Consider the following 24,023-nt stretch of genomic DNA (forward strand, 5'->3'; position numbering starts at 1 on the left):
TGAGGTTTAATGAAAATTTATTTGAAGTTCGGAACCATCATTACTGCATCTGCGAAGACCGTCCCTTTTGCATTCGTGTTAGAAATTTCTACAAATGCCTGGTTACCTTTAACCAAATCATAATTACCTATAAACACCCATTCACCCGAGGTTTGGCCGACAACTACAACATCAGCCGTTTTTATGGTGAGCTCCTTCTCTGCTTTTCCATTCGAAACCTTTAATGGAATAATATCCGCTAACCCCTTCAATTTGGGCAAATAAATGTACGTACCATAATTCCCGCTTTTCGGTATTTCGGGAGTAAACTTCACGGTCATTATTCCACTCGCTGTTGTATCCGATGCAAGTAAAGACGGCCCGTAACTTCCTCTTTTTGATGCAGTCCATTTACCGGTCACTTTCACATTCGCTTTATCATCGTTATCAACCAACACATGTTGAATACTTCCATTCGCAAGTGGATTACGCTTAATATTGCTTTGTAATATTGTCGTATTTACCTTTTGCACAGATGTCTTCCCATCAATAGCCATGGAAGCGGCTACCGCAGCGGACTGAGCCAGAACCATGAATACCGGCTCCATCCGTATAGAACCATAGGCAATGTGAGAAGCGGACAAACAAACAGGTACCAAAAGATTTCCACACTCCTTTTCTTGGGGTATGATGGAACGATAAGATACCGGATACGGCCCAAAACCACCCACTTCTACATTGCCTTCATTCTTCACCATTCCATTCACCACCAGTCTTTGTACATTGTGCGAGTCCATGGTATAAGCCGCCATACCCACGCCATCCGTAATCACCTCTTTACCCTGGCAATTGGCCTGCGTCATCACATAGCTACCAACCATCCTTCTAGCCTCTCTGATATACAATTGCGGCGACCAGTTTCCAGTCTCTGTATATTCATCTTTTGGATACCCCCATTGCAGCATTTCCTGGCGAAGCTCCTGAGGAACACGTTCGTCGTGTCCTACGAAATACAGAAGGCCTTTTGTATATACCTCATGATCCTTAATAATGGCGGCTCGCTTGGCATAATCCCCATCCGGATAATCGTAGTTCATGCCAATCATGTCTGTAGAAAAGCCATTGCGGTTGTTGATATCCGTTTTATGATTTGGCATCGGACTCCAAATGAAGTAGTCTATCAACTTCTTTCTTTGCGGTTGTTTCTTCATCAACCTTAGTAATAGCTCGTAACGGCTCGCGTCGTAACCCTCAGGACGTGTAATGGGTACTTGATTTTGGGGGTCAGAAGTCAGACAAATACGATAATTATAAGCCTGGGCTTTTTTATCCCCCGTCCCATCAGGAACAAGTTGCTCGGATGAAATTCCCCAGATTAATCCACTTTCAGGTTTACCGGGAATCTTATAGGGATCAATGCCATCCGGAAACTGGTGACCATCCATGAGTTGCACACCATTGATGGTTTCATTGTATACAGAATTTGCTTCCCTGCCAACAATATAGCTTACCCCTGATTTAGCAAGAAGGTCGCCCTCATAGGTACAATCCAGATACATGGTAGCCTCAACCTTCGTATTGGTTGATTTGGATGGTTTTAAACTATTTTCTAGTTCGATTACCGAGATATTCGTACCATTTTTAGAAGCGGCAACGATTCGTCGGTTGTAAATAACCTCAATTCCAGCTTCATCGAGATATTGCTGCAAATACTTTTTAGCAATGTGCGGTTCAAAAATCCAGTTCTCAAACTTACCATAGTGCTTACCCAAGCGCCGGTAAAAATCGAGAGATAATCCAGAAATTGCGTATTTATTTCCGATATCTGTTTGTCCCAGCCCGCCCGAGGTCATACCACCCAAGTGGGCTCCTGGTTCAATAAGTACCACCGACTTTCCCATTTTCTTGGCTGTATATGCTGCTATCACACCTGCTGCCGTCCCTCCGTAAATGCAGATGTCGACTTTGAGATTTTTCTTGGTATCTAAAATATCAGGCTTGTGTGCTGGTAAAGTAAACAGAATCAATAAAGAAAGGCTGATTACAACCGTTCTCGTTATATTTTTTTTATTCATGTTCATTAATTTTAGTATTTAAAATATGTGCTCCGAATCAAAAACTGAGAGGTTTCCAGATAATAGCGTCAGCAGAAATAACGCCATCTCCCTGAGCGAGAATCTCTACATATGAATTTTCATTAGCTTTCAATTCGTATTTACCCAGCGAAACCCATTCACCAGACGTTAAGCCTATTCGTTTAATGGATTTATCCGAAATAGTAACTTTTTTCAGACCATCATTTGTCCCAATTTGAAAAATCGTCTGTGAAGACCGTTTGTCTCGATCGGGGATGTATGCTAATATTTCGTACTGACCTGCTCGTGGTAATGTTGGCTTGTATCTTACCTTTGAATCCATACTTCCAGACAAAGTAATTAACAAGTCCTTGCCATACCCTCCTCCCCTTTTTTCCCAATCACCTATTATGCTTACGTTTGCAGCATCATCATTATCTACAAGAATTTCCGGCAGATTACCGTTTACCAGTGGATCTGTAAATAATGTTTTTTGAAGTTTTACAATATCCAGCTTCTGTACTTCCTGTCCATCATTTATAGCCTGAACGGCTGCGGTGGCTGCCGATTGCCCCAGAACCATAAAAACAGGTTCCATTCGGATGGAGCCAAATGCGATGTGTGATGCGGATAAACATACGGGAACCAGCAGATTTTTACATTCACTGGCTTTGGGGGTTATAGCTCGGTACGAAATAGGAAAAGGTTGCTTCACTCTTTCCTGCACATCTCCTTCATTTTTCACCATTCCGTTAATTACCAAGCGCTGAATATTGTGTGAATCCATCCCATATGCAGCCATACCTACCTGCTCGGTTGCCACCTCGGCTCCTTCACAGTGCTTTTGCGTCATTACCATTTCACCAACCATTCTTCTGGCTTCGCGCACATACAACTGATTGGAAAACCCGCCCAAATCTTTAAACTCATCCTTCGAATACCCCCAGGATTTCATTTCGGTACGGATATGACCAGGCACAACTTCATCATGGCTCAAAAAGTATAATAACCCCTTAGTATAGTCAACATGATCTTTCCATATCTTATTTCTTGTAGCATAATCCCCTTCCGGATAATCATAATTCGCTCCAATCATGTCGGTCGAAAAGCCCCCAAAATTATTGAAGTCCGTTTTTCCGTTTGGCATGTTTTTAATTAAAAAACCACCCTGATGGGCGACAGACTTTCGACCATCGGACAAACTATTCACTTTATAGCTGCTATGGATTGTTGTCCATGCCTCCTTTTTAATAATCCTAGAAAGGAGTTCATATCGTGATCGATCGTAATTAGCTGGCTTTGTAAATGGAAGAAGCTTTTCCCGATTCTGTGTAAGACACAAACGAAAATTATAGGCCTGTATTTTTTTATCTCCACTACCAGTTGGTAGCAACTGACCTGAATCAACGCCCCACACCAATCCGCTTTTTGCATTTCCTTCAATCTTGTAAGGATCGATGCCATCGGGAAGCTGATGAAAATCCGATACCTGAACACCATTATACGTCTCTCCGTACTGACTGTTACTTTCCCTACCAATTGTATAAGATACACCTGATTTTGCCATGAGGTCCCCCTCATAGGTACAGTCAATGAACATTTTGGCCCGAATGATTCGATTTGTTCCGGATGCTGGTTTCAAAGAATTTTCAACAGTAATTTCCTTTATCCAAGCTTCATCCTTTTTCACATCGATTAGCCGGTAATTTTTCACAATAGTTAGCCCTGCTTCTTTAATTAAGTCGGCATATACCTTATCGGCAACATGTGGTTCAAATGTCCATTGCTCAAATTTCCCATAATAGGCCCCTATCCTGCGGTAAAAATCTTTCCCAAGACCAGTTACCGCATATTTATTGCCGATATCTGTCGCCCCCAGTCCACCGGTGGTAAGCCCTCCAATGTAATTACCTGGTTCAATGACGATGACAGATTTGCCCATTTTCTTTGCCGTGTAGGCGGCTACAATTCCAGAGGAACTACCTCCATAAATGCATATATCCACTTCTTCCGTGTTCTGAGCATAACAGGTTACACTAACAAAATAGAACAGGCTGAGAATTATCGATTTTTTTTTCATAAAAAATATTGAAAAGAGTTACTGCACCGCAAGTTTCATAAACTCGTTGTGCAGTAAGGTCCTTAATAATTAGGATTTTGAGTCAATTGAGGATTCACTTCCCTTTCGAGGCGAGGGATTGGCCATACATTATCACGTTTTTTGTCATATGCGCGAATTTCGATCACCCGCATATCCTTCGCATTGGTAACATTATCGTAATTTGGCGTTCCATTTTCATCAATTTTTGGTGCATTTGCCAAAAAAGCATTACGAATTCTACCTCTAAGAGGTCCTTTCATAGCATCCTCCCCTATATTCCACCGATGAACATCGAACAGACGTAAGCCTTCTCCTGCAAATTCGTATTTTCTTTCTTTTCTTACAGCTGAACGCAATTCAGCTTGCGTTTTCCCAGCCGTAATGGGTGGCATGTTAACCGTTGCTCTACCTCTAACAGAATTTATCGCATCATAAACAGAACCGTCCAGTTGGTTCAGTTCAATTTTAGCCTCTGCATAATTTAAAAGTACCTCTGCATAACGGAACATAATGATATCCAGATCACTGTTATTAATATCGGGAAAGTCTGCAATGTCGGTATACTTTCGCCATAAATATCCAGAAAAGGTGGCATAAGCGTGGGTTGCTTCTACATTTTGCACTCTTCTTGCAGGAGTGGTATTGTAGTCCCATGTCATAAGGCTATCCGGATGAGTTTCAAACATATAGTTAATGAAGCGAGTTTGTGGCACTACTACTGTATGATTAAGACGTGGATCACGGTTAGCAAAAGGCTTTTTGGGGTCAAACAGAGGGGATTTATCGATAGATATACCATCTGTACATTCATAAGAATCCACTAGTGACTGAACCGGAATTTTGTTGGAATGCCCCAGCGCAATACGCGAACCATTGAAACGCGGAATACTATGTATCATGGTTCCTTTCAAATATTGTACTGAGAAAATAATTTCCTTTGAGTTTTGCCCAGCATATTGGAACAGTTCAGGATAACTTGCATGCAGACTGTACTTATTTAATTTTATCAAATCATCAGCAGCCTTAGCCGCAATTTCCCAGCGACCATTATATAGGGCAACCCTTGATTTTAAAGCCAAAGCAGCGCCTTTATTAGCACGCCCCTTATTTGTCGTATTTGTCTCCGCCAGTAATGCAGGTACAACAGCATCCATTTCAGACAGAATAAAATCTGTGATCTCAGCTTTTGTGTTTCTAGGTATCTGTGCTTCTGCGAGTGTCAAAGGCTTGGTCAAAAGTGGGACTCCACCATACATCTCATTAAGAAAGAAGTAATAATAGGATCTCAAAAAACGAACCTCCGCTATGAGCCGTTTATACTTTGCTTCCTGAATAGTCGCTGCGAGCGGTTCGGATTTGGAAAGTATGTAATTGCACCGCCCAACTCCCCGGTAAAATGCGGACCAATAACTAGAAGACATCCCATTATCGGCATTGGCTATACCTAGTCCCAGATTCTGCAAAGCACTGGTATTTCGATCCCAACCAATATCTGAGGCTGCTTCCAGCATTGGGAAAAATGGTCCTGTCACATCACCACTTCCTCCGTACCAAAGTGTATTGTACGCGCCTGTTACAGCAAGATCCAACTCGGCCTCGGTTTTTAAAAAGGTTTCATCCGAAGGATTATTCAGTGGAAAACGTTCGAGGTAATCACTGCACGACCAATTCCCAAAGCAGAAAACTGCAAATAATGTATATTTTATAAATTTCATGTTACTCAAGTTAATCCGTTTAAAATCTTACATCTAACCCAACTGTGAATACCTTCATCTGCGGATACCATCCAGCATTACCAACGGGTGCTTCTACATCAAACCCAGGCCAGAACTTATCCAATGTAAACAGGTTCTGTCCGCTGGCGTAGATTCGTAAACGTTGTATTTTGTCTTTCAGTAATGTCTTAGGAAAGTTATACCCAACCTGAACGTTCTTAACCCGCAGGTAAGAACCACTCTTCAGCCAGAAAGATGAATTTTGAATGTTATTACTTTCGTTAAAAGCTAGTCTTGGGAATTCAGCGTCTGTATTGTCAGGTCTCCAACTATCCTTTTGGTTTTCCTGAATTGAACTACCTTCAAAAAAAGGCATAATACCATGACCTGTCAGATAGTTATCAACTTTGCCTACCCCTTGAAGAAAAACAGAAAAGTCAACCCCTTTATAGCCCAGGTCAATATTGGTACTATAAGTATACCGCGGTACTGGACTTCCTATCACTTGCTGATCCAGGTTATTAATCAAGCCATCACCATTTAAGTCTTTATATTTTATATCTCCCGGAGCGACATTTCCAAACTGTTTGGCATGTCCTTTGACTTCTTCAGCAGTTTGGAAAAACCCATCAGCTACATAACCAAAGAAAGAGCCCAAAGCATAGCCCTCATTATTAACCTGTCTGTCTGTTCGCAACACACCCCTCATATCCACAACTTTATTTTTTACATCGGATAGGTTAACTGTAACATTGTAATTAAATTCTCCAATCCGATCCCGATATCCCATTGTAAGATCCCAGCCTTTATTATCCACAATTCCAGCATTCTGATACGGCGCCGTTAATCCGATCATAGTTGGAATATCCAAACGCAACAAAATATCGTTGGTTCTGCGTTGGTAATATTCAGCAGTCACATTGAATTTCGACCATAAGGTCAGATCCACACCAATATTTGATACGGTCGTCGTTTCCCATCTAATATTGGAATTGGCCATTTCATTGAGTGATGCACCTGTTGTATTGAGGTTATCAAAAACATAATTACTGTTGCCTATGCCAACAAAAGCCGCAAATGGATACAGGCCAATATTCTGATTGCCCAATTTACCCCAAGATGCTCTAAGTTTTAGGTCTGTTATAGTCTCACTCAGGCCACTCATGAAAGGCTCCTGTACGATACGCCAACCAGCTGAAAAGGAAGGAAATATCGCATACTTGTTCCCTTTTGCAAAACGAGAGGAACCATCGTACCTGGCATTTGCTTCAAACAAATATTTGTCTTTGAAATTATAATTAACGCGGCCAAAGTAAGACTGAAGAGCCCAATGTTCCGCAGAGCCGCCAGTTCTTTCATTTAAGCGATTCCCTGAACTAATTTCCTGATAATTAGGCAAAATAAAGACTTCTCGATAGGCCGATATCCAGTTATTTCGCTGATCTTCCCGTTGAAATCCCCCCAAAATTGTGAGGTGGTGGTCAGTTTTAAATTTTTTATCAATCGTGACCAACGCCCTTACGTTATTATACCATTCCTTGGAAAATACTTCTTCAAGAGAATTTCTGGATGGAACTGCAAAGCTAGGTGACCCATCCCAGCGATAGGTTTGCACTGTATTTGAGAAGCTTTTCGTCTGAGGTAAATTAAATTTCGGCGCGTATATCAAATTCGCAGTTAGCCAGGAAGTTGGCTTATAGGCAAGATTAAGATTTATTATCGAGCTGATTGCAGATTCTTGATTCAGTCCTCCATCTTTCGCACGAGCCAATGGATGATCGCCATTCCAACCTTCACCATACTTCCCTGTAGATAAAACACCAGCCTGATTAGCAGGTATACGTCGCATCCAATGGAAGATGTAGCTAGTTCCTGAAGAGGGTTCAATAAGATCAGTCTTTCTCAAAAAGATGTCCATGGAAGCATTCAGCTTACTATTGATCTTTACATCTGTATTAACCCGAAGATTGTATCTCTTGAAGCCTGTATTCGGAATAATACCATTTTGATTTAAATAACTAAATGAACCAAGGACTTTCACCTTGTCTGTACCCCCGTTCATTCCAATATAATGATTTTGCATAAAACCGCTCTTTTTAAGAGTCAACTTTTGCCAATCTGTATCTGGAAATTGATCCCGATCTGTTGGCCCCTTGGTAATGTAATCCTGCACTTGTTGGGCAGTATAAAGTGGACTTCGTCCAGTATTGGTATAAGCTTCGTTGATCAGATTCATGTGATCAAGCCCATTTACAACATCAGGTCTATCCGTAGGTGTCTGCCAGCCAGCATACATGTTATAATTTACGCTAAGCCCTTTTTCGCTCCCTCTTTTAGTGGTAATGAGTATTACACCATTGGCCGCTCGTGAACCATAAATAGCGGCAGAAGATGCATCTTTCAGTACAGATATACTCTCTATTTCATTTGGGTCAATGTTATTCATATTGGATTCTACACCATCTACTATTACCAAAGGATTAGAATCTCCTGTTGTTCCTACCCCACGTATCCGAAGATTACCTCCATCTCTACCAGGTTGACCTGAGCGCTGGGTAACTGTCAAACCTGGAACCATTCCTTGCAAAGCAGATGACGTTTGTCCGGCGGGACGTTTGACAAGTTCCTCTGCCGTAACCACCGAAACCGATCCTGTCAAGTTCACCTTTTTCTGTGTTCCGTAACCTACTACAACAACCTCAGAGAGCGTTTTATCTTCCGGAATCATATTAACTGTAAAAGCAACCTGCCCGCCGATAGTCAGTTCCTGAGTTCTAAAACCAACAAAACTGAATACGAGCAAAGCCTCATTATTTGTATTCGCAGGTAGTTCTAGCTGAAAAAAACCTTCTACATCCGTAGTGCTTCCAATCTGTGTACCCTTCAGTACCACACTCACACCGGGCAAACCCTGCCCTGCTTCATCAAAAACCTTTCCTGAGACACTCTTTTTAGGATTAGCTTTTTCGAGAGGCAAAACTTCTGGCAGATGATTATCCGCCCTCTTCAAAATAATGATCTTCCCCGATACCTCATACTGCAACCCCAACGGAGTGAAGATTTGGTCCAGTACTTCATCCAAAGGCCTATCCTGAACAGAAACGGATACTTTTCGGGTTGATTTGATCAGTTTGGAGCTGAATACAAAATGTACATCTACCTGCTTTTCCAACTGGTTCAATACCTTTTTCACTTCACTTCCACTGGCAGTGATCGATATTTTCTGACTCAGCAGTGACTGGGCCCGGCCCTCCCGCGCATAACTCGTTCCTAAGAACATGAGGGCAATCATGAGTTGGGTTGCTGTTATTCGCATAGTCCACAGTAGTACCTGGCGGTACTTTAAAGGTTTTTTCATAGATTTGATTGTTTTGTTAAAATGGAAAAAGTTGGCAAAGCAATCCCCGCCTCCACCTGGAGGATATGATGCCAATCATAGCAGGGATAAATTCAGAGTCGGTAATGCGGGAACATTGCCGGCTCTTTTTTTGGGGTTAGTTCCTGTTTCGTATAATTTTTAAAGTTTAGGGTTTGAAATTGCTATTGACTATTGGCGGAAATGATCTATCTCGACAATTGGTTTCTTTGTTAATCCGTACCCTTAAAGAATGGGTATATCGTTAATTTTTCATTTACTCGTAAATCGTACTGGTAAAAGTGCAACTGAATCGTTTTCATCTACTCTTCCACTACCTCATTCCATTTTTTTAATTCGTAATTGAAAATTATTAATTCCTACAACCTCGACTATGAATGATAACCTGACCATCCAAAATCTCATATTCTGCTTCCACAGCTTTACATATAATGCTGAGTTTTTCATGTAGCGGCTGGTTATCCAACTCTGCCGTAAGCGGACAACCACTCAAAACGGACTCATCATAAATGATGTCAATTCCATAAGCTTTTCCAATGCTGGCAAATGCCTCACTGGCTGGAGTATCTTCAAATGTAAAATATGGTATTTGAGATTTAGGGAGCACCATCTCTGGCTTTTCAATCAGCGTTTTCACCATCCTGACTGCTTGTCGCTCGAAAATAATTTTTTGATTGGGTGATAAAATGATCCCTTCCAATTCGCGTCGGGCAAGTTTGTCCTGTAAATGAGGATCAGATTTTGCAAATACGGACACCCTTCCCGTTTTTACTTCTACGGTAACTTCTTTAGAAGACGGGTACGCTTTCACCCGAAAACTAGTACCTAAAACCTTCGTTACCAATTCATTGGAATATACTAAAAACGGACGCTCTACGTCTCGGGCTATATCAAAAAACGCCTCGCCCGTCAGCGTTACTTCCCGCCTTACACCCGTAAAATATTTTGTATAACGAATTTTGCTACCCGGAGCCAGTGTCACCCGGCTATTGTCGCTCAACTGAACCAGTATATGCCGATCCCCGTCGTTCACTTTTTCAATCATCCTCACCTGCCCTTCCGTATATTTTGCGCTCATTTCCAAACCACCGCTCTCCTTCTTCATGCCAGACCGATAATTTTTAACAGACAAGCCTGAAACTACAAGAATGAGCACGGAAGCGGCAATCTGAAACCATAGCGATTGATAAAAACGCCTGGTAGAAACCAAAGGTAGAACCAAATCGTTTCCGGGAGCTTTGATTCTCTCAATTGTTTTACCAACCACTTTTCGAATTTCTTCATCTGGCAAATCTTCCTCATGAACACGCAACGCAGCAACAACTTGTCGGGCATGATCCACTTTGTTTTTGCACTCGGGATTTTCACTGAGCCAGGTCTTCCATAGCAGATCATTTTCCCGTGTAGGCGATAAAACCCATTGACGGAATGATAAATCCCAGACAAGCTCCTCAATGCCATAATTTTTATATCGATCCATCCTAAATCTTGTGTCTATATTACGATAGACCAAAACTGTGGCGGGATACCAATAAATTATAAAATTTTTTCAAAAAAATTATATAAAGCCAAATTTATACCTGCGACTATACTTATAATTATCTTTAAACCAGCCCTTGATTGCTACAAGAAAACGCTTACGAAATCCTGCAATTGTATCATGGTCAGAATGGCGGTTACCGGCCATAAATCGGAAAGCTATAGAATCATGCGTGGCTGCTTCTATCTTTCTTGAACTAAAAATACCCGTAGAATAGCCATAAAAAATCAAAGCCAGAGGTAATTTTGAGTCATAGGCGGCAGTGCCACGATATTGTGTATAAATCCTTGAAAAATCTAGCTTATCCTCGATCTCAACAGTAAATCGAGCCAAATGATCTTCTGGTAACCATTCTTCAACATCATAGGGAATAAATGTTGTTTGCCCGCGGTTGGCTCCTAGGCCTTACACTCTTGCCAAAGTTGACCAGTAGCCCCGATCTTTTCCGTCCCCGTCAATATCGGTTTCTCTATGTATAAACTCCAGACCTGAGAGCTGCAAAAAGTCCTTGTCTAAGTAACCAAAATCGAGGTCGGTCATTTTACAGATAAACACACCTTTACTGGACTGAAGAAAGCTTTTGAATTTTACCTAATCGACAGGTAGGCCCCCGCATCAGTTTACCTTCAAAAATGAAGAGCGTACCCTAGACATAATAATCTGAAAAGAGCATCTATATAGAAAAGTAACGCTTCTACCGTTGACGCATAATTCGGTATGCTGACCGCATCGGTTCAGGTCCTAGTCACTACTTATACCTAGCAGTGTAAATTCTTCAGTATTCAATTACCGACTGCTCGCGATAATGGCAAATCTCAAGTATTTCACCTATTTAGAATTTGCATAGGTCACAAAATTTTCATGTTGCTTTTCTACATTAGCGCCGCAAAGCCAGTCAAAATGGCTTTGTTCAGGTCAAATGTGAAACGTAAACAGAGAGAAAGATGAACCTGCATGCTAGTTTCAAGTACCCACTACTCAAATATTTATCCGAGGAATTTCAAGGAAGCTTTTTTCAAAACGAGGTTACTTGTCTGAACCGGATGCTGATCCTTTATCACAACCGGTATAGCTTTTCCATTGATGACAACACGGCGGACTACGTGGATAATTTTGAAAGATACTTGCAAAAACCTTTAAACTTTTGGTATCTACCTGCCGCAAAAAGACAGCAGATCAACCTGATCCGCAACCGGATGCTATATCTGCTGGAAAATAACCGCTCAATTTATGCGCAGCTACTGGCCCGAAAGGATTACAGCGCTTTCGAAGCCAAACAAGAAACGATACTTAAAATCTACCAATGGCTTCAAACCCTGCCACATGAGCCGGCAGTGAAAAGCGGAATTGACATCAATCAGTGGAAAAAATCAGCCAGCTTATCTTCCTTTTATTTAAATATCGCAGGTTCTTTAATCTGTATACTATTTTCCCGTATCGTGCCGAAGCCGGTTTTACCAACACTTTCCAGAGCGACAAAGAGATTACTGTTTCAAATACGTTAACGGAGGTCCAACTCTTTCAAAACCGTGCTCCTTTCTAAGATTGTCTCTTTCTGCTTCCGACATATTTTTTGCCACACCTTCACTGATTTTCTTAAAATACGCTTCCATTTTACCCGCAGGCTGATGGCAGATAATTACTTTTGCTTCCCCTTGTCCAATTTTCGCAAAAGTGTGTGGTACTTTTCTTGGGCCAAATACAACATCGCCGGCTTTGGCATTATACGTTTTATCTCCAACCCGGATAAGAAACTCGCCTTGCAAAACATACCACCACTCATCTGTCTCATAATGCATATGCAGTATGGGGCCGCCTTCTTTTATTCGTGTGGATTCAAAAATATACATGTCTCCATCAGTATCTCTGGTTGATACTTTACAATAAAAAGTGTCCCCTTCAAAAAGAGAAATATTTTTATCAAACCGATCCTTGCCAGCATCAACCTTGAAGCCTTTGGCTTCTCTGATTTTGGATTTAGGTCCTGCATTCACATTGAAAGAATTGGCAAAAAGGGAGCCAAGGGCAACGCCAAGTTTTAAAAAATAGTTACGTTTCATAAATTCTGTTTTTGAGATAGAAAAGTCAAAAATTTAAAAATCATGAATTGCCAGAAAATGACCAGTAACGTCGACGGTTTGCAGCTATGCTGATATTCCCTATCTCAAAATAGTGGTTCCATATACTTGGGTATAGGCACGCAAATCATTTCTTACAATTGGGGTGATCAGTGGCTCCAAATTCTCCAGTCAACGCACCGAATTACAAAATCCTTATATAGTACTCGCCAATAATTGTATTGGCGACTAAAACTTCTACGTAAAACAAAACTTTCCAACGGGCGGCGGCTCATTCGGCGATAAACCTAAATTCAGGGAAGCCGGTAATTAAGCTGAACTCGCTCAGAGAGGAAGTTGGAAAAGTAACCGGGCTGCCATCGCCAGAACGGCTGGCATGTATCGTGATGCTGCCTTTCGTGGCTGGCAAAACATCGCCCCCACTGGCTTTAAAAGCTTGGGTGAACGCCCTTGGACGCGCTGCCCTGATCTGTTGTTTACGCTAATTATGTATTTCTTGTTGATCGTTAGCGGCACCGCTTCTGTGTCGGTGAGCGTTAGTTTGTCGGGTATCTCTTACTCTACCGTTTTTTGTAACAATATCTGTCCGTTGTCAAAGTCCCAGACAGTGACTACATAAATACCGGCGTCCGGCAATTTGCTACCCACCTGGGTGAGTTTACCCGCGACAGTACTGCTAAATACTACACCCGACTCGCGGAAACTATTACTCTGAATGACCACTACTTTCAACGCCTGCGACTGCTCGCTCAAGAAGGTAGTTATCGCGGGTTCTCGACTGGTTTCTCAGCTTCATCCTTATCACAACTCATCAGGCTTGCCGCAAGCAACAGTATTACACACGCCCATAGATTTTTCATGATTACAGGAGTTTGGTAATTCGCAACCCACTCACTACTCGATCTGCCCTTATTCCGGCTGTCTGATCCGTTTTCAATCGCGTCGTTGCTGATGGCTTGTTGATCCTTACACAAATTAGCCACCAGCTGGCCAACGGCAATTTCTCGCAAACTTATTTTTTAAATCTTTTTCATCTTTCGTTAATCGTGCTATCAGGCAAAGAGAATATCCCGATTAATACACTAACAGAGAGACTAATATATAAAACAAACTGCTTATCACCAAAGATATTTAGCAAGCGGCAATTATCGAACTGCATATGCTAAAAGTCTCTAATCGAGCGTGTCTAAAACAACGCTCCGACATGATGCATATTCAACAAGCCTAGAAACTAAAAGGAAAGAAGGTTTACTCCACCTGCCTGTTGATTTCTAATGTAAATGAAAATATGCAGCTAAAATCTACCTGTTTTTTGCCAAAGTAGGCGGGAAAGTTTTCAGAGAAAGCGGGAGTAGATACGAAATTTACCAAAGTTGATGGATTATGTAAAGCTTTACATCAGATCGGTTATGGATAGCTACTGACTATGTAAAGTTCTACTAAAAATGGCCTTTCGGATCAAATGAAGGCTTGTTGATTACATTTTACTTTACATAATATTTTGAAATTATCGTGGTGTAGCTACTGGAATAAATATTCAAGTGGCAAATAACTAACAATATTCGCAGGGTTAAATTATCACTTTGTCAAATTGTTCGGGAACCCAAATCTTGAGTAATTGACATTTAATTAATTACACAGCGGTTTTAAGCCAGTAAACACTTTAACAAATCCAGGGTTATTGGCAATGCATACTACCGAATAACCTTGACTCACGCCCCCCCGACTCTATCTGATTTTGTTAGGAAGTGGTCTCCATCGAACTTTTTTAAGGCGAAAATGAATAATATTATGCAAAGCGATCTATCGGAGATATAGAGGCAACTACCTGGCAACATTGATTTTAGACTATCACTTTACATAACGCTCAGCTATCCATAAGCAATCACAAGGGGTCTAATTACGTTCTCAACGAAATTATTACGGTTCACCGAGATAAATGGCCATGTATAATGCATACGCACGCAAGCCTTCCCACTGGGGCAAGCTATAAACATAGTCTACCCAGTGGGATTTTTGGAATAACCAGTGGAAGCTGTTGACTCATCTATTCTTTTGGCTCCAAGAGAATCGGAGCCGATTTTTCCTGTCTTAACTTTGTTCTCTGCTACCAGTCCAGTTCTTCTCCATGCATCTGCTACTCGAGAACGTAGAATACCTGAATGCGTTCAAGCACATAAGTCGATCTTTCTATATCATATTTGAGAGTGTCTACAAATTTACGGCGGATATGCAAAGCTTTATATATCCGTCGTAAATTTGAGAAATCATTGACTGATGATAAGTCTTTGGCCGAAACTGCCGTACCTGCTTATTCAGGAACTATGTGCCTTTGAACGTCTTGCGCGTAACAAAAATCTGGATCTGGAGCAGACCAAAGAACTTAGACTGGAGAAGTCATTGCCCAACTTACCCAACACTTAGGGACATACTTAATTTAGTCAATCTTCGCAATTTTTACCAGTTTGTCTCCTTGGCTAGTCTTCATTCTAAGCATAAATATACCTGCCGGTTGTCCGATAACATCAAAAACCTGGCGAGAAGGCATATCGTCCGGATGGATTTGCCGCTTTTCAAGAATAATACCTGTATTTGTCAGCAGTTCTAGGACAGCCGGGCCAGCGTCTTTTGATAAAATGTCAACCGTAATTGATTCTTTTACCGGATTACCTAAGACTCTAATTTCCGTGTTCGGGAAGAGCTCCTGAGCAATAATATTCGCCGATGCGTTAGCTGGAACGGCGCAAAAGTTACATGGAACCGCTTTGTATAACTCCCTGCCAAGACCTGGCGTTCCCGCAAAGAAAAAAACCTGGGTTCCCATGGCCATGTAAGTGCGGGCTACTGCACTGCCGGAAGGATAGATATTAGCGATTCGTTTGGTTCCACCGGCTGTACCGTTTGAGACATGCGGCTCGTCAGACTCCAGAGTAAAGAAAAGTCTTCCATGCGCTTCTTTCATTTCCTCAATGTTCGAATTACCGTTGATGGTCAGGTCTTTCACCAAAACGGTCCCAGAAGCGGTTCCGTCTGATTTCCACAGCTCTCTTCCATGAACCGGCTCGTAAGCCGTAAAAAATAGGTGGCTACCTACTCTTGTTAACCCCTGCGGTCCCGATCCGCCCGATGCATTGATATTTTTGACGCGCATGGTGCCCGCAGCCGTACCATCGGATTTGTAAAGTTCAATGTCTCCATTGACCAGCAGAGACATAAATAATGTATTACCCACAACCACTAACCAGGATTCTTGGGTTACCCCTCCATTTTGTTGTAAATCTTTTACCAGACTGGTGCCTATAGTGGTTCCGTCAGATCGCCACAGCTCTGTTCCATGAATACCGTCATCGGCGAGAAAATAAAGCATGTTGTTCATCGCCACCAGATCAAGGGTTTCAATAGACCCTGTCAAATTAATATCCTTAACCAGATAGGTACCGTTTGTCGTCCCGTCAGTTCGCCAGAGTTCATCGCCGGTCAGACCATCATTTGCCACAAAGTAGGCTACGTTATTTAAAATGGCCATCCGCCCATTAAAATATGGTACCCGGGAACCTTGATTTTTATTTATATTTTTGACCATCAACGTGCCGGCAGAAGTCCCATCCGTTCTCCAGAGTTCTTCTCCGTCAACACCATTGTCGGCGAAGAAGAAGAGAAGTCCGTTGCAAACAGAGAGAGAAACAGGGTTTGCATTGCCCCCCGGATTGATGTCCTTGATCAACACCGTACCCGCGGCCGTGCCATCCGATTTGTAAATCTCACGACCTGATGAACCTGTTGCGACGAAGAACAGAGTCCCATTCACATCGGTAAGAGCGTTCGGATCTGCCACACCGTCTGGATTAATATCCTTTACCCTTAGTGTAGAAGCCTCTGTTCCCGTAGTCTTCCACACGTCGTCCGAAGCCGGGAAGTAGAGTGTGTTTCCGATAGCAACACCATCTCTGCCTGAAAACGATCCCCCGCTACCCGGGTTAATATCCTTGACCAGGGAAACATTATAGTTTATTGGGACAGGCTGCAACTGCCCTAATGAAGCATTCCAGGATAAAAACAGGAAAAGATTAAAGAACCACACGTTTCGATAGAAGTCGCTTTTCATAACTGCCAGGTTTAAGGTGGTGACTCAAATATCATTAAATATATTGAAGATCAGCCGTATAAGTGATTTTCAATTATTGTTCGGCCATGATATTTATTGAGTGGAGATCTGAAGGTTCTTCGATCGTGGAAACCATTGTAGCCAATCGTTCAAAAGCCCCTTCTACTAAGTCGTCTGGGAGTTGCTTATATTAATCCAAAAGTAGGCCAAATTTCAATTGAAAAGTATACCACTTATTTGAAACTTGGGCATTGAACAATCTGCCCGGAAACATGATAAGTATGTATACAAAGCAAGAAATTATCTTACAGTTTTACCGTGAGGGAAAAAGCCAGCGTAGTATATGTAAAGCGCTGGGGATTAGCAGAAAAACAGTTCAAAAGTATATTTCGGACTATGGTGCGGGCATTGATAGTTCTGTCGAAAATACAGCTTCTTTGAATGAATATCTGGTGAAAACACCTGCTTATAATGCTGAGAATCGTGGAAAAAGACGGCTTACAAATGAAATACAACAAGTCATTGATGATTTGCTGCTGGTAAATGAAAACAACCGGCAACAGGGCCTGGGCAAACAGCTTCTAAAGAAGTGCGATATTTTCGAGCAGCTTCAATCACAAGGCTTTTCAATTGGCTATACCAGTGTATGCAATTATATTAAGGACAAAAAACAGGCGGCTGTAAAGCCCAAAGAGGCTTATATCCGTCAGCAGTATACGCCTGGTATCGTATGTGAATTTGATTGGGCAGAAGTGAAATTGCGGATCAATGGGGAATTGTGCCGCTATCAGCTGGCTGTATTTACAAGTGCATACAGCAACTACCGTTATGCACGTTTATTTTCCCGTCAGGATACCTTATCATTCATGGAGGCCCATATTGCCTTTTTTGATCTTCTGGGATATGTATACCCGGAATTGGTTTATGATAACATGCGGGTAGCGGTAGCCAGGTTTGTTGGTAAACACGAGAAGCAGCCAACCGATGCGCTTTTACAACTTCGTGGTCATTATGGCTTTACTCACCGGTTCTGTAATGTACGACGGGGCAATGAAAAGGGACATGTGGAACGCAGCGTTGAGTATGTGCGCCGAAAAAGTTTAAGCCTCAAATCCACTTTTGATGACCTGGATCAGGCCAATGCATGGCTTTACCGGCGAGTCGATCAACTCAATAGCTGTATCCAGCAACTAAGTGGTAAAACTGCTATTGAATTACTGGATGAAGAAAAGCGCTTTTTAAGGCCCTCACCTCTAAAACTGACCTGTGCGGAACAAGCTCAGCTACGTGTGGATAAATATTCGACTGTGAGCTTTAGGACCAACCGTTATTCGGTCCCGGACCATCTTGTGGGTGAGTTCGTAGATGTCCGGATTATGAGCCAGGAGTTATTCTTTTATTATAAAAATACAAAGGTAGCTATTCACTCCCGCAGCTATGGAAAGCATGACTGGCTTGTAAGTATTGATCATTATCTGGACACATTTAAGAAAAAGCCGGGAGCTCTTGCGGGCAGCCTTGCCTTGGCCAGCTGCGGTTATCTTAAAAGCCTTTATGAAGAATATTTTCATGATCAGCCAAAAGACTTTATTCATTTATTATCCTTTTGCAAAGAAAACAAGGTGTCTGAAGCTGTGCTGGAAGAGAACGTCCAGCGCCTGGTTCGCAGTGGTGTTCGCAAGCCTGAGGCTGAAAAGCTGATGGCACTTTTAGGTAATAAAGGCGAAGGCAACGCTACTGTTTATAGCTCCAGTATTAGTGAGGCGGCAAGAAACCAGCTACTTCAGATCTCTTACCTTTTAATCTAAACAATTATGGACAAGACAACCGACGATCAGGTCATTAAATATAGTAAAGAATTAAAATTGCCTGTCTTCCGCAGCAACTTTAAAGAAATTGCCAGGGAGTCTGCCTCACAAGGAGCTGACTACGAATCATTCCTTCTTAGATTAATGGAGCGCGAATACGAAGCAAGAACTGAAAATCGGAAGAAATCATCGATACGACAAGCGGAATTCCCGTCCAGAATGTACCTGACGGATCTAAAAAAAGATCAGCTACCCAAGGATGCTCAACAGAAGCTCCCGCTACTGGAGAGACTGGACTTTATCAGTTCAGGTCAAAACATCGTGCTGGCAGGCAATCCGGGGACGGGAAAAACGCATATTGCCGTAGGCTTAGGGCTAAAAGCCTGCATCCAGGGCTATAAAGTGCTTTTTACAACAGTACACCGGTTGCTTACCCAACTTCGTGAATCCCACTCACAAAGAACGTTAAGGACTTTGGAGGCCAAATTTGAAAAATGGGATCTAGTGATCTGCGATGAGTTCGGCTACGTCTCATTTGACAGGGAGGGATCTGAATTATTATTCAATCACCTATCGCTTCGTACCGGAAGAAAGTCAACCATTATCACTACCAATCTGGGCTTCGAACGCTGGGAAGAGATCTTTGGGGATCCGGTGCTCACAGCAGCACTGGTAGACCGCCTGACGCATAAAGCCTACCTTGTCAATATGAATGGAGAATCATACCGCCTGAAAGAAACCAAACTAATGAACGCGAAATGAAGCACAAAACAAAAATCAGAGCCCCGGGGGCTACCCCCAGGAGCTGGTTTGCTGTTGTAAACAAAAGTAAAATGGTATACTTTTGAATTGAAAATGTGGTATACTTTTCAATTGAAATAAACAAATATCCGCATTCAGGATATTACGAGAGCCGGGCTTTCTGCCTTTTGCCATTCATGTCCGTCTATCTTAGATAATTATGCATATCGGCACTACACCGCGATCCATCCGCGCTTCATGTAATATGACTTGTTAAGCTCACATACACCAAATGGATAAATAAACCATGAAATGCCACAGGTGACACAGGCAAAGATTGCCGATAGAATGAAGTGTTTGAAATTCTCCTTTAACAGGAAATACAGAGCCCCAAACGTCAGACATGGCAGGACTGAAAATGGTGTTGTTGCCGTCTCAACGAAATCGTTGGATGATTTTGAACTTAGCTACGTACTTGGTCGCGTTGCGCCCCTTGGGTTTAACTGTCAGAGCCATGCCTCGATCAGAGTATTTTATAACATCCCTATGTCTTCGTCAATGTAGAAGTTATTGATACCACAAAATAGATACCCTACGTATCACAAAATTTACAAAGATCTGATTGAAAATATTTTATAAAAAAATGAACTCGAACGATTTAGTATACGTTCAATATAAAAATAACTATATATAACATGGCAAAAAACGAAAAAACGTCGCCCGCTATGGCTGCAAAAGCTGCCAAAGCACTGTCCAACCCTAACACTTCTAAACTGACTAAAAGTTTAGCTGGCGCATTATTGACACAAGCGCCCGACAGAAAGAAAAAGTAATCTTGCTGGCACCGAAGCTGGATCATCAAGATCCATAGCATTCCGTTTAGCCATTGACGGCCTGTTTCCAGTTTCGACAAAATGGCATCAATGCGGAATTTTAATTTTAAAGAATGGATAATACCCTCGCAAGAGAAAAAGCCGAAGCACTCAACGAACAAACGAAAGACAAGAGCGATGATGATTATGAGAAAAATGTGACCTACATATCGGCGGGTACGCTAGTTTTGTCGCTCACCTTTCTCGAAAAGGTCGTCAAACTAAATGACTCACACGGATTGTGGTTCCTTATTTCTAGTTGGGGATTTATGGCACTAACACTTGGGATTAATCTTGTATCTCATCAACTATCAAGTCTTTTTGCCGAAAAGAACATTGAAAGCCTAACTGAGGTGGATGCAAATCCGACCGGCGTTGTCGCAACCATTCAAGGCAGGAACAAAAAACTTAGAATTTTAAACTGGATTACCACGGGCACTCTGTTTATCGGAATGGTCTGTCTAATTATATTTTGTTCAATTAATGCATTAACACCACAGAAACCAGTTATGGCAGAAGACAGAAAAATCAACTCCGACAGTTTGGAGCAAAAGGGTCGAACAAGTATCATCCCAGTAAGCTTACAAAGCACAGCAAAGGAAGTACAAGCCCAGGCGGATACTAGCTCCGACGCAACTGCACCACAAAATCAGAACTCTGGTTCAAGCCAACAGAAGAAGGATTAGGCAATTTATTCCACGCGTTGGCAAAACTTGGACGATTCGCTAGATTTATGGCGCGATCGCCCAACGAGAATTGCATATTGGAAGAGGGTTTCTAACCCTCTTCCAACGACATCAAAATACGTCTTATTCTATTGATCTTTCGCCCTTCCTCTATCACTATTGTCCTGTGCGGGCTTAGGGCTGCTTGGTTGCTGGCCTGGAGTACCACTTTTGACTGGAGCTACTACTGGCTTTGGTGCGGATGATGTGGAAGGCTGAGTTCTTTGCGTCGGCCTAGATGTACTCACTTTTTCGTTTGAGCCAGACCTTTGTCCATTGCTCTCAGCAGGCTTTGGCGTTGTAGTTTGCTGTGCAGAAACGGTAGATACGCTAAGGACAAAAGCAGTAAATGCGAGCAATCCAACAATTGTATATTTTTTCATATTTTAAATTGATTAGTTTATATTGTTGTAAACTTATTCATTGTTGAGGAACTACTTTCTACCGAATAATAAGTTTATAGCACAATCGTAATGATCTTTAATTTGATGAGTAGCGGCAATTACAGGCTAATACATTACCCACCTACCCTTTGACCACCAGAGCCGCCAAAATATCCGAGAGCCGCTTCCTCAGGCATTGTCGCTACGACTTGTTATCTCACCACCAAGCAGAAAGGAAAAGTTGGAACCGAAACTTTGGTGTCCTTGCAGGAGTTGAACCCACATCAATCGATTAGAATTCACTTGCTCTGACCATTGAGCTCAAGAAACGGATTGGACAGGCTTTCCGCCTGCGTCATTGAAACGTGCACTCCTGACTGTCCAATTGAACCTATTGAGAAGTACCGTGCCAGTCTCGAGATTTTCAGATCAGACACATCATCACACGGCACATTAAGAAGGGCGTCTGGTCTTTACGCTGGCCGGAAAGTGCTGAGTATGTTAGCACCGTTGATAAACTGTTCATCGGTTGTACCCTGCTGGGCGGCCTTGATATAGGCTTTCTACGTCTGTGCTTTGTTGATGCGGCGGGGGAAACTGCGAAAATTTCTCGAATGACATACATGCTCTCTCCTTCATGCTCCCCTTGAAAGAAAGAAATGATGCAAGGGAAAGAAACTCCATTTCCTCCTGAACCGCACCATTGGAGAATAGGAATTTTCAATAACATTCTTTGTATATTTATGCTTCACGTAAGCAATGGAAAAATGAGCGAAATAAACATCAAATCCAGTACAGTTGAAGCGGGTATCGATTTAGTGAAAGGATTTCTAAATAAAGTAATTGGCCCATCAGCTGATGAGTTTGGTTTAATGATGAGTGATAATCTAAAAATGCGACGATTTAAAAATCAGCTAAAAAATTTAAATAGGGCGCAGGAAATATGTGAAGAGCAGAATATTTCCACTAAGCAAATAAACCTTAAAGCGCTTTTTCCTTACTTAGAAGGGGTATCCTTAGAGGAAGATCCTCACTTACAGGAAATGTGGGCCAATCTTTTTGTAAATTATGTTGATAGCGAAAAAAACCTGACATTGACGGTTTATCCTGACGTACTTAGGCAATTATCAACGAACGAGGCTAAAATCATCCAATATTCTTTAAAAAATGGCCCCGGCTCACTTTATAGGTTCCTTGACTTCAATACTGGGCCATATGATGGGCCTATGCCATACAGTGATGAAGAAATTAGTAACTTGATGAGGCTGTCGCTCCTTGAGGATGAAATTCAATATAAACTGCCGAAACTTGATCCTAATGGTTTTGGCAAAGATGACATCGTTGTTAAAAAGCAATTGCGATACAAGATAACTGAGTTCGGAAAAGAGTTTCTGAAAGCATGTGAAAGGAATTCTTAGCTAACCCGTTAGCATAACACTGAGGCCTAAGGAAGCCCGCATTAGCCCAAACGCAGTAATATGTCGGGGGTTCTTGTTGATAAAAAGCATTTTATTAATCTACTGAACAACCTGATAAGTGTAGGATATTGTGCCGTTTGTTTGAATATACTCTACTCTATCATTCAAAACCTGATATTTGGCTCCCGTATCAATCACTTTGAAAACCATGTTATCAAGCGGTTTTAATTTGATTTCGCCCGATTTTTCGGCTTTGTACAGGTGAAAATAGGATGCTTTTGTTTTTTCTTTATTTGTATAAGCAATCAAGGCATTATTGCCCCACCCATGATCGTAAAATCTGGCTATTACTTTGGAAGAATCTATTCCAGCAGGTAAAATATTTATCGTTTCCGGAAATTCTGGGCCCTTATAAAATATATTAGCCTCGATCGGTTCGTGGTGCTTTTCTCTTCCCTCGCAGCCATCGCAATCAACAAAATAACTAGCCTTCCCGTAATTTGGGTTGTTGTTTGAGAAATAATGGAAGGAAACTGCCATATACAACCTCTCACCATGAGAAACCCATTCTTTTCGAGCAATTTCAATCAACTCTTCCTCTGTAAGTTTTTCATGAATTAATACATCAAGATATACGACATTTTTAAACTCGTTGGTGTCAGATTCCATGATCTGATAGTCGGTGTTTCTTACCGTCTGTACTTCCTGTGGTTGTTCGGTTGCTACTGCCTGTCCGGTATTGGCCGCCGTTTCAGTTCTCTCGGAAAACAATATGATGGCAAGCACACCCAGCAATATAACGGATACTATAATTTTTTTCATGGTGATAAAGGTAATACTTTGTATTAATCAACTAATCCCGTTAGATAAATCGATAAGCATTTTTGTTACCAATTCGTTACATTCATTTTTTGATCGGCAGCTCAGCACTGGCCCAGACCTGAATGAAGTTATCTAGTCTCACAATTAATCTATCCAAGTACAAAAGTGGATATTCCGTTGATGCTGACCCCGTACCGGGCATACTGACCCCCTTAATTTAGGTTCTGATCTGAGAGATTCTGATGGGCTGACAATTTTACCGTTTTTTTCTTAAACTTTCACCCT

The 24,023-nt window shown here is 41.8% G+C and carries 16 protein-coding genes, 1 tRNA gene and 1 pseudogene; 7 read left to right on the forward strand and 11 right to left on the reverse strand.

Features of this window, described 5'->3' with window-relative positions:
• Nucleotides 1-17: 17 nt before the first annotated feature.
• The 6 genes and pseudogenes from RB622_RS25070 to RB622_RS25095 all read right to left on the reverse strand — a co-directional run.
• Nucleotides 18-2,060 carry an FAD-dependent oxidoreductase gene (locus tag RB622_RS25070; RefSeq protein ID WP_409021917.1) on the reverse strand — a complete coding sequence of 681 codons (2,043 nt, stop codon included), beginning with the start codon at nucleotides 2,058-2,060 and terminating at the stop codon, nucleotides 18-20.
• A gap of 31 nt (nucleotides 2,061-2,091) precedes the next feature.
• Nucleotides 2,092-4,134, reverse strand: coding sequence for an FAD-dependent oxidoreductase (locus RB622_RS25075; RefSeq protein WP_308049500.1), 2,043 nt, complete (start codon nucleotides 4,132-4,134; stop codon nucleotides 2,092-2,094).
• Between the two features lie 62 nt (nucleotides 4,135-4,196).
• On the reverse strand, nucleotides 4,197-5,870 hold the full coding sequence (locus RB622_RS25080) for a RagB/SusD family nutrient uptake outer membrane protein (protein ID WP_308049502.1): 1,674 nt from the start codon (nucleotides 5,868-5,870) through the stop codon (nucleotides 4,197-4,199).
• 19 nt (nucleotides 5,871-5,889) lie between these two features.
• Nucleotides 5,890-9,228 carry a TonB-dependent receptor gene (locus tag RB622_RS25085; protein ID WP_308049503.1) on the reverse strand — a complete coding sequence of 1,113 codons (3,339 nt, stop codon included), beginning with the start codon at nucleotides 9,226-9,228 and terminating at the stop codon, nucleotides 5,890-5,892.
• Nucleotides 9,229-9,598: 370 nt separating this feature from the next.
• Nucleotides 9,599-10,726 (reverse strand): FecR family protein, encoded by a 1,128-nt coding sequence (locus RB622_RS25090; protein ID WP_308049504.1) that lies wholly within the window; start codon nucleotides 10,724-10,726, stop codon nucleotides 9,599-9,601.
• Nucleotides 10,727-10,861: 135 nt separating this feature from the next.
• A pseudogene (locus RB622_RS25095) lies at nucleotides 10,862-11,071 on the reverse strand (transposase); the annotation flags it as partial.
• A 659-nt stretch (nucleotides 11,072-11,730) separates the two neighbouring features.
• Between RB622_RS25095 and RB622_RS25100 the strand changes: the two are divergent.
• Nucleotides 11,731-12,291 (forward strand): hypothetical protein, encoded by a 561-nt coding sequence (locus RB622_RS25100; RefSeq protein WP_308049506.1) that lies wholly within the window; start codon nucleotides 11,731-11,733, stop codon nucleotides 12,289-12,291.
• Here RB622_RS25100 and RB622_RS25105 read toward each other — a convergent pair.
• The 3 genes from RB622_RS25105 to RB622_RS25115 form a co-directional block, all read right to left on the reverse strand.
• The gene (locus RB622_RS25105; protein WP_308049507.1) at nucleotides 12,271-12,846 is read right to left on the reverse strand and encodes a cupin domain-containing protein; all 576 of its coding nucleotides are present in this window, start codon (nucleotides 12,844-12,846) and stop codon (nucleotides 12,271-12,273) included. The two genes, RB622_RS25100 and RB622_RS25105, sit on opposite strands and share 21 nt — an antisense overlap.
• Before the next feature lie 573 nt (nucleotides 12,847-13,419).
• Nucleotides 13,420-13,617, reverse strand: coding sequence for a hypothetical protein (locus RB622_RS25110; protein WP_308049508.1), 198 nt, complete (start codon nucleotides 13,615-13,617; stop codon nucleotides 13,420-13,422).
• Nucleotides 13,618-15,301: 1,684 nt separating this feature from the next.
• A complete protein-coding gene (locus tag RB622_RS25115; protein WP_308049509.1) occupies nucleotides 15,302-16,969 on the reverse strand; it encodes a hypothetical protein in 1,668 nt (555 codons plus the stop codon).
• Nucleotides 16,970-17,250: 281 nt separating this feature from the next.
• On the opposite strand from RB622_RS25115, the gene istA reads away from it, so the two are divergent.
• The 5 genes from istA (at nucleotide 17,251) to RB622_RS25140 (ending at nucleotide 21,076) form a co-directional block, all read left to right on the forward strand.
• Nucleotides 17,251-18,777: an IS21 family transposase gene (gene istA, locus RB622_RS25120; RefSeq protein WP_308049510.1), complete on the forward strand. Its 1,527-nt coding sequence runs from the start codon at nucleotides 17,251-17,253 to the stop codon at nucleotides 18,775-18,777.
• Between the two features lie 6 nt (nucleotides 18,778-18,783).
• Entirely contained in the window at nucleotides 18,784-19,539 is a 756-nt protein-coding gene (gene istB / locus RB622_RS25125; protein WP_308049511.1) for an IS21-like element helper ATPase IstB, read from the forward strand.
• Nucleotides 19,540-19,830: 291 nt separating this feature from the next.
• On the forward strand, nucleotides 19,831-20,082 hold the full coding sequence (locus RB622_RS25130) for a hypothetical protein (RefSeq protein ID WP_308049512.1): 252 nt from the start codon (nucleotides 19,831-19,833) through the stop codon (nucleotides 20,080-20,082).
• Between the two features lie 131 nt (nucleotides 20,083-20,213).
• On the forward strand, nucleotides 20,214-20,351 hold the full coding sequence (locus RB622_RS25135) for a hypothetical protein (protein ID WP_308049513.1): 138 nt from the start codon (nucleotides 20,214-20,216) through the stop codon (nucleotides 20,349-20,351).
• A 113-nt stretch (nucleotides 20,352-20,464) separates the two neighbouring features.
• Nucleotides 20,465-21,076 (forward strand): hypothetical protein, encoded by a 612-nt coding sequence (locus tag RB622_RS25140; RefSeq protein ID WP_308049514.1) that lies wholly within the window; start codon nucleotides 20,465-20,467, stop codon nucleotides 21,074-21,076.
• 678 nt (nucleotides 21,077-21,754) lie between these two features.
• Here the strand turns inward: RB622_RS25140 and RB622_RS25145 are convergent.
• Nucleotides 21,755-21,828 (reverse strand) — tRNA-Arg (locus RB622_RS25145).
• Between the two features lie 329 nt (nucleotides 21,829-22,157).
• Here RB622_RS25145 and RB622_RS25150 point away from each other — a divergent pair.
• Complete coding sequence (locus tag RB622_RS25150) at nucleotides 22,158-22,916, forward strand: Abi-alpha family protein (RefSeq protein WP_308049515.1); 759 nt, start codon at nucleotides 22,158-22,160, stop codon at nucleotides 22,914-22,916.
• 99 nt (nucleotides 22,917-23,015) lie between these two features.
• Here RB622_RS25150 and RB622_RS25155 read toward each other — a convergent pair whose 3' ends face one another.
• Nucleotides 23,016-23,738, reverse strand: a complete 723-nt coding sequence (locus RB622_RS25155) for a hypothetical protein (protein WP_308049516.1) — start codon at nucleotides 23,736-23,738, stop codon at nucleotides 23,016-23,018.
• Nucleotides 23,739-24,023: the final 285 nt, after the last annotated feature.

The sequence above is a fragment of the Dyadobacter sp. LHD-138 genome, assembly GCF_030929615.1.
Taxonomy (GTDB): domain Bacteria; phylum Bacteroidota; class Bacteroidia; order Cytophagales; family Spirosomataceae; genus Dyadobacter.

What these genes read in the sequence shown, in the direction of transcription:
- RB622_RS25130 (WP_308049512.1), top strand. Translation starts at nt 19,831, where the DNA reads ATGCCACAGGTGACACAGGCAAAGATTGCCGATAGAATGAAGTGTTTG.
- RB622_RS25140 (WP_308049514.1), top strand. Translation starts at nt 20,465, where the DNA reads ATGGATAATACCCTCGCAAGAGAAAAAGCCGAAGCACTCAACGAACAA.
- RB622_RS25105 (WP_308049507.1), bottom strand. Translation starts at nt 12,846, where the DNA reads ATGAAACGTAACTATTTTTTAAAACTTGGCGTTGCCCTTGGCTCCCTT.
- RB622_RS25115 (WP_308049509.1), bottom strand. Translation starts at nt 16,969, where the DNA reads ATGAAAAGCGACTTCTATCGAAACGTGTGGTTCTTTAATCTTTTCCTG.
- istA (WP_308049510.1), top strand. Translation starts at nt 17,251, where the DNA reads ATGTATACAAAGCAAGAAATTATCTTACAGTTTTACCGTGAGGGAAAA.
- istB (WP_308049511.1), top strand. Translation starts at nt 18,784, where the DNA reads ATGGACAAGACAACCGACGATCAGGTCATTAAATATAGTAAAGAATTA.
- RB622_RS25075 (WP_308049500.1), bottom strand. Translation starts at nt 4,134, where the DNA reads ATGAAAAAAAAATCGATAATTCTCAGCCTGTTCTATTTTGTTAGTGTA.
- RB622_RS25100 (WP_308049506.1), top strand. Translation starts at nt 11,731, where the DNA reads ATGAACCTGCATGCTAGTTTCAAGTACCCACTACTCAAATATTTATCC.
- RB622_RS25070 (WP_409021917.1), bottom strand. Translation starts at nt 2,060, where the DNA reads ATGAACATGAATAAAAAAAATATAACGAGAACGGTTGTAATCAGCCTT.
- RB622_RS25155 (WP_308049516.1), bottom strand. Translation starts at nt 23,738, where the DNA reads ATGAAAAAAATTATAGTATCCGTTATATTGCTGGGTGTGCTTGCCATC.
- RB622_RS25135 (WP_308049513.1), top strand. Translation starts at nt 20,214, where the DNA reads ATGGCAAAAAACGAAAAAACGTCGCCCGCTATGGCTGCAAAAGCTGCC.
- RB622_RS25080 (WP_308049502.1), bottom strand. Translation starts at nt 5,870, where the DNA reads ATGAAATTTATAAAATATACATTATTTGCAGTTTTCTGCTTTGGGAAT.
- RB622_RS25085 (WP_308049503.1), bottom strand. Translation starts at nt 9,228, where the DNA reads ATGAAAAAACCTTTAAAGTACCGCCAGGTACTACTGTGGACTATGCGA.
- RB622_RS25150 (WP_308049515.1), top strand. Translation starts at nt 22,158, where the DNA reads ATGATGCAAGGGAAAGAAACTCCATTTCCTCCTGAACCGCACCATTGG.
- RB622_RS25090 (WP_308049504.1), bottom strand. Translation starts at nt 10,726, where the DNA reads ATGGATCGATATAAAAATTATGGCATTGAGGAGCTTGTCTGGGATTTA.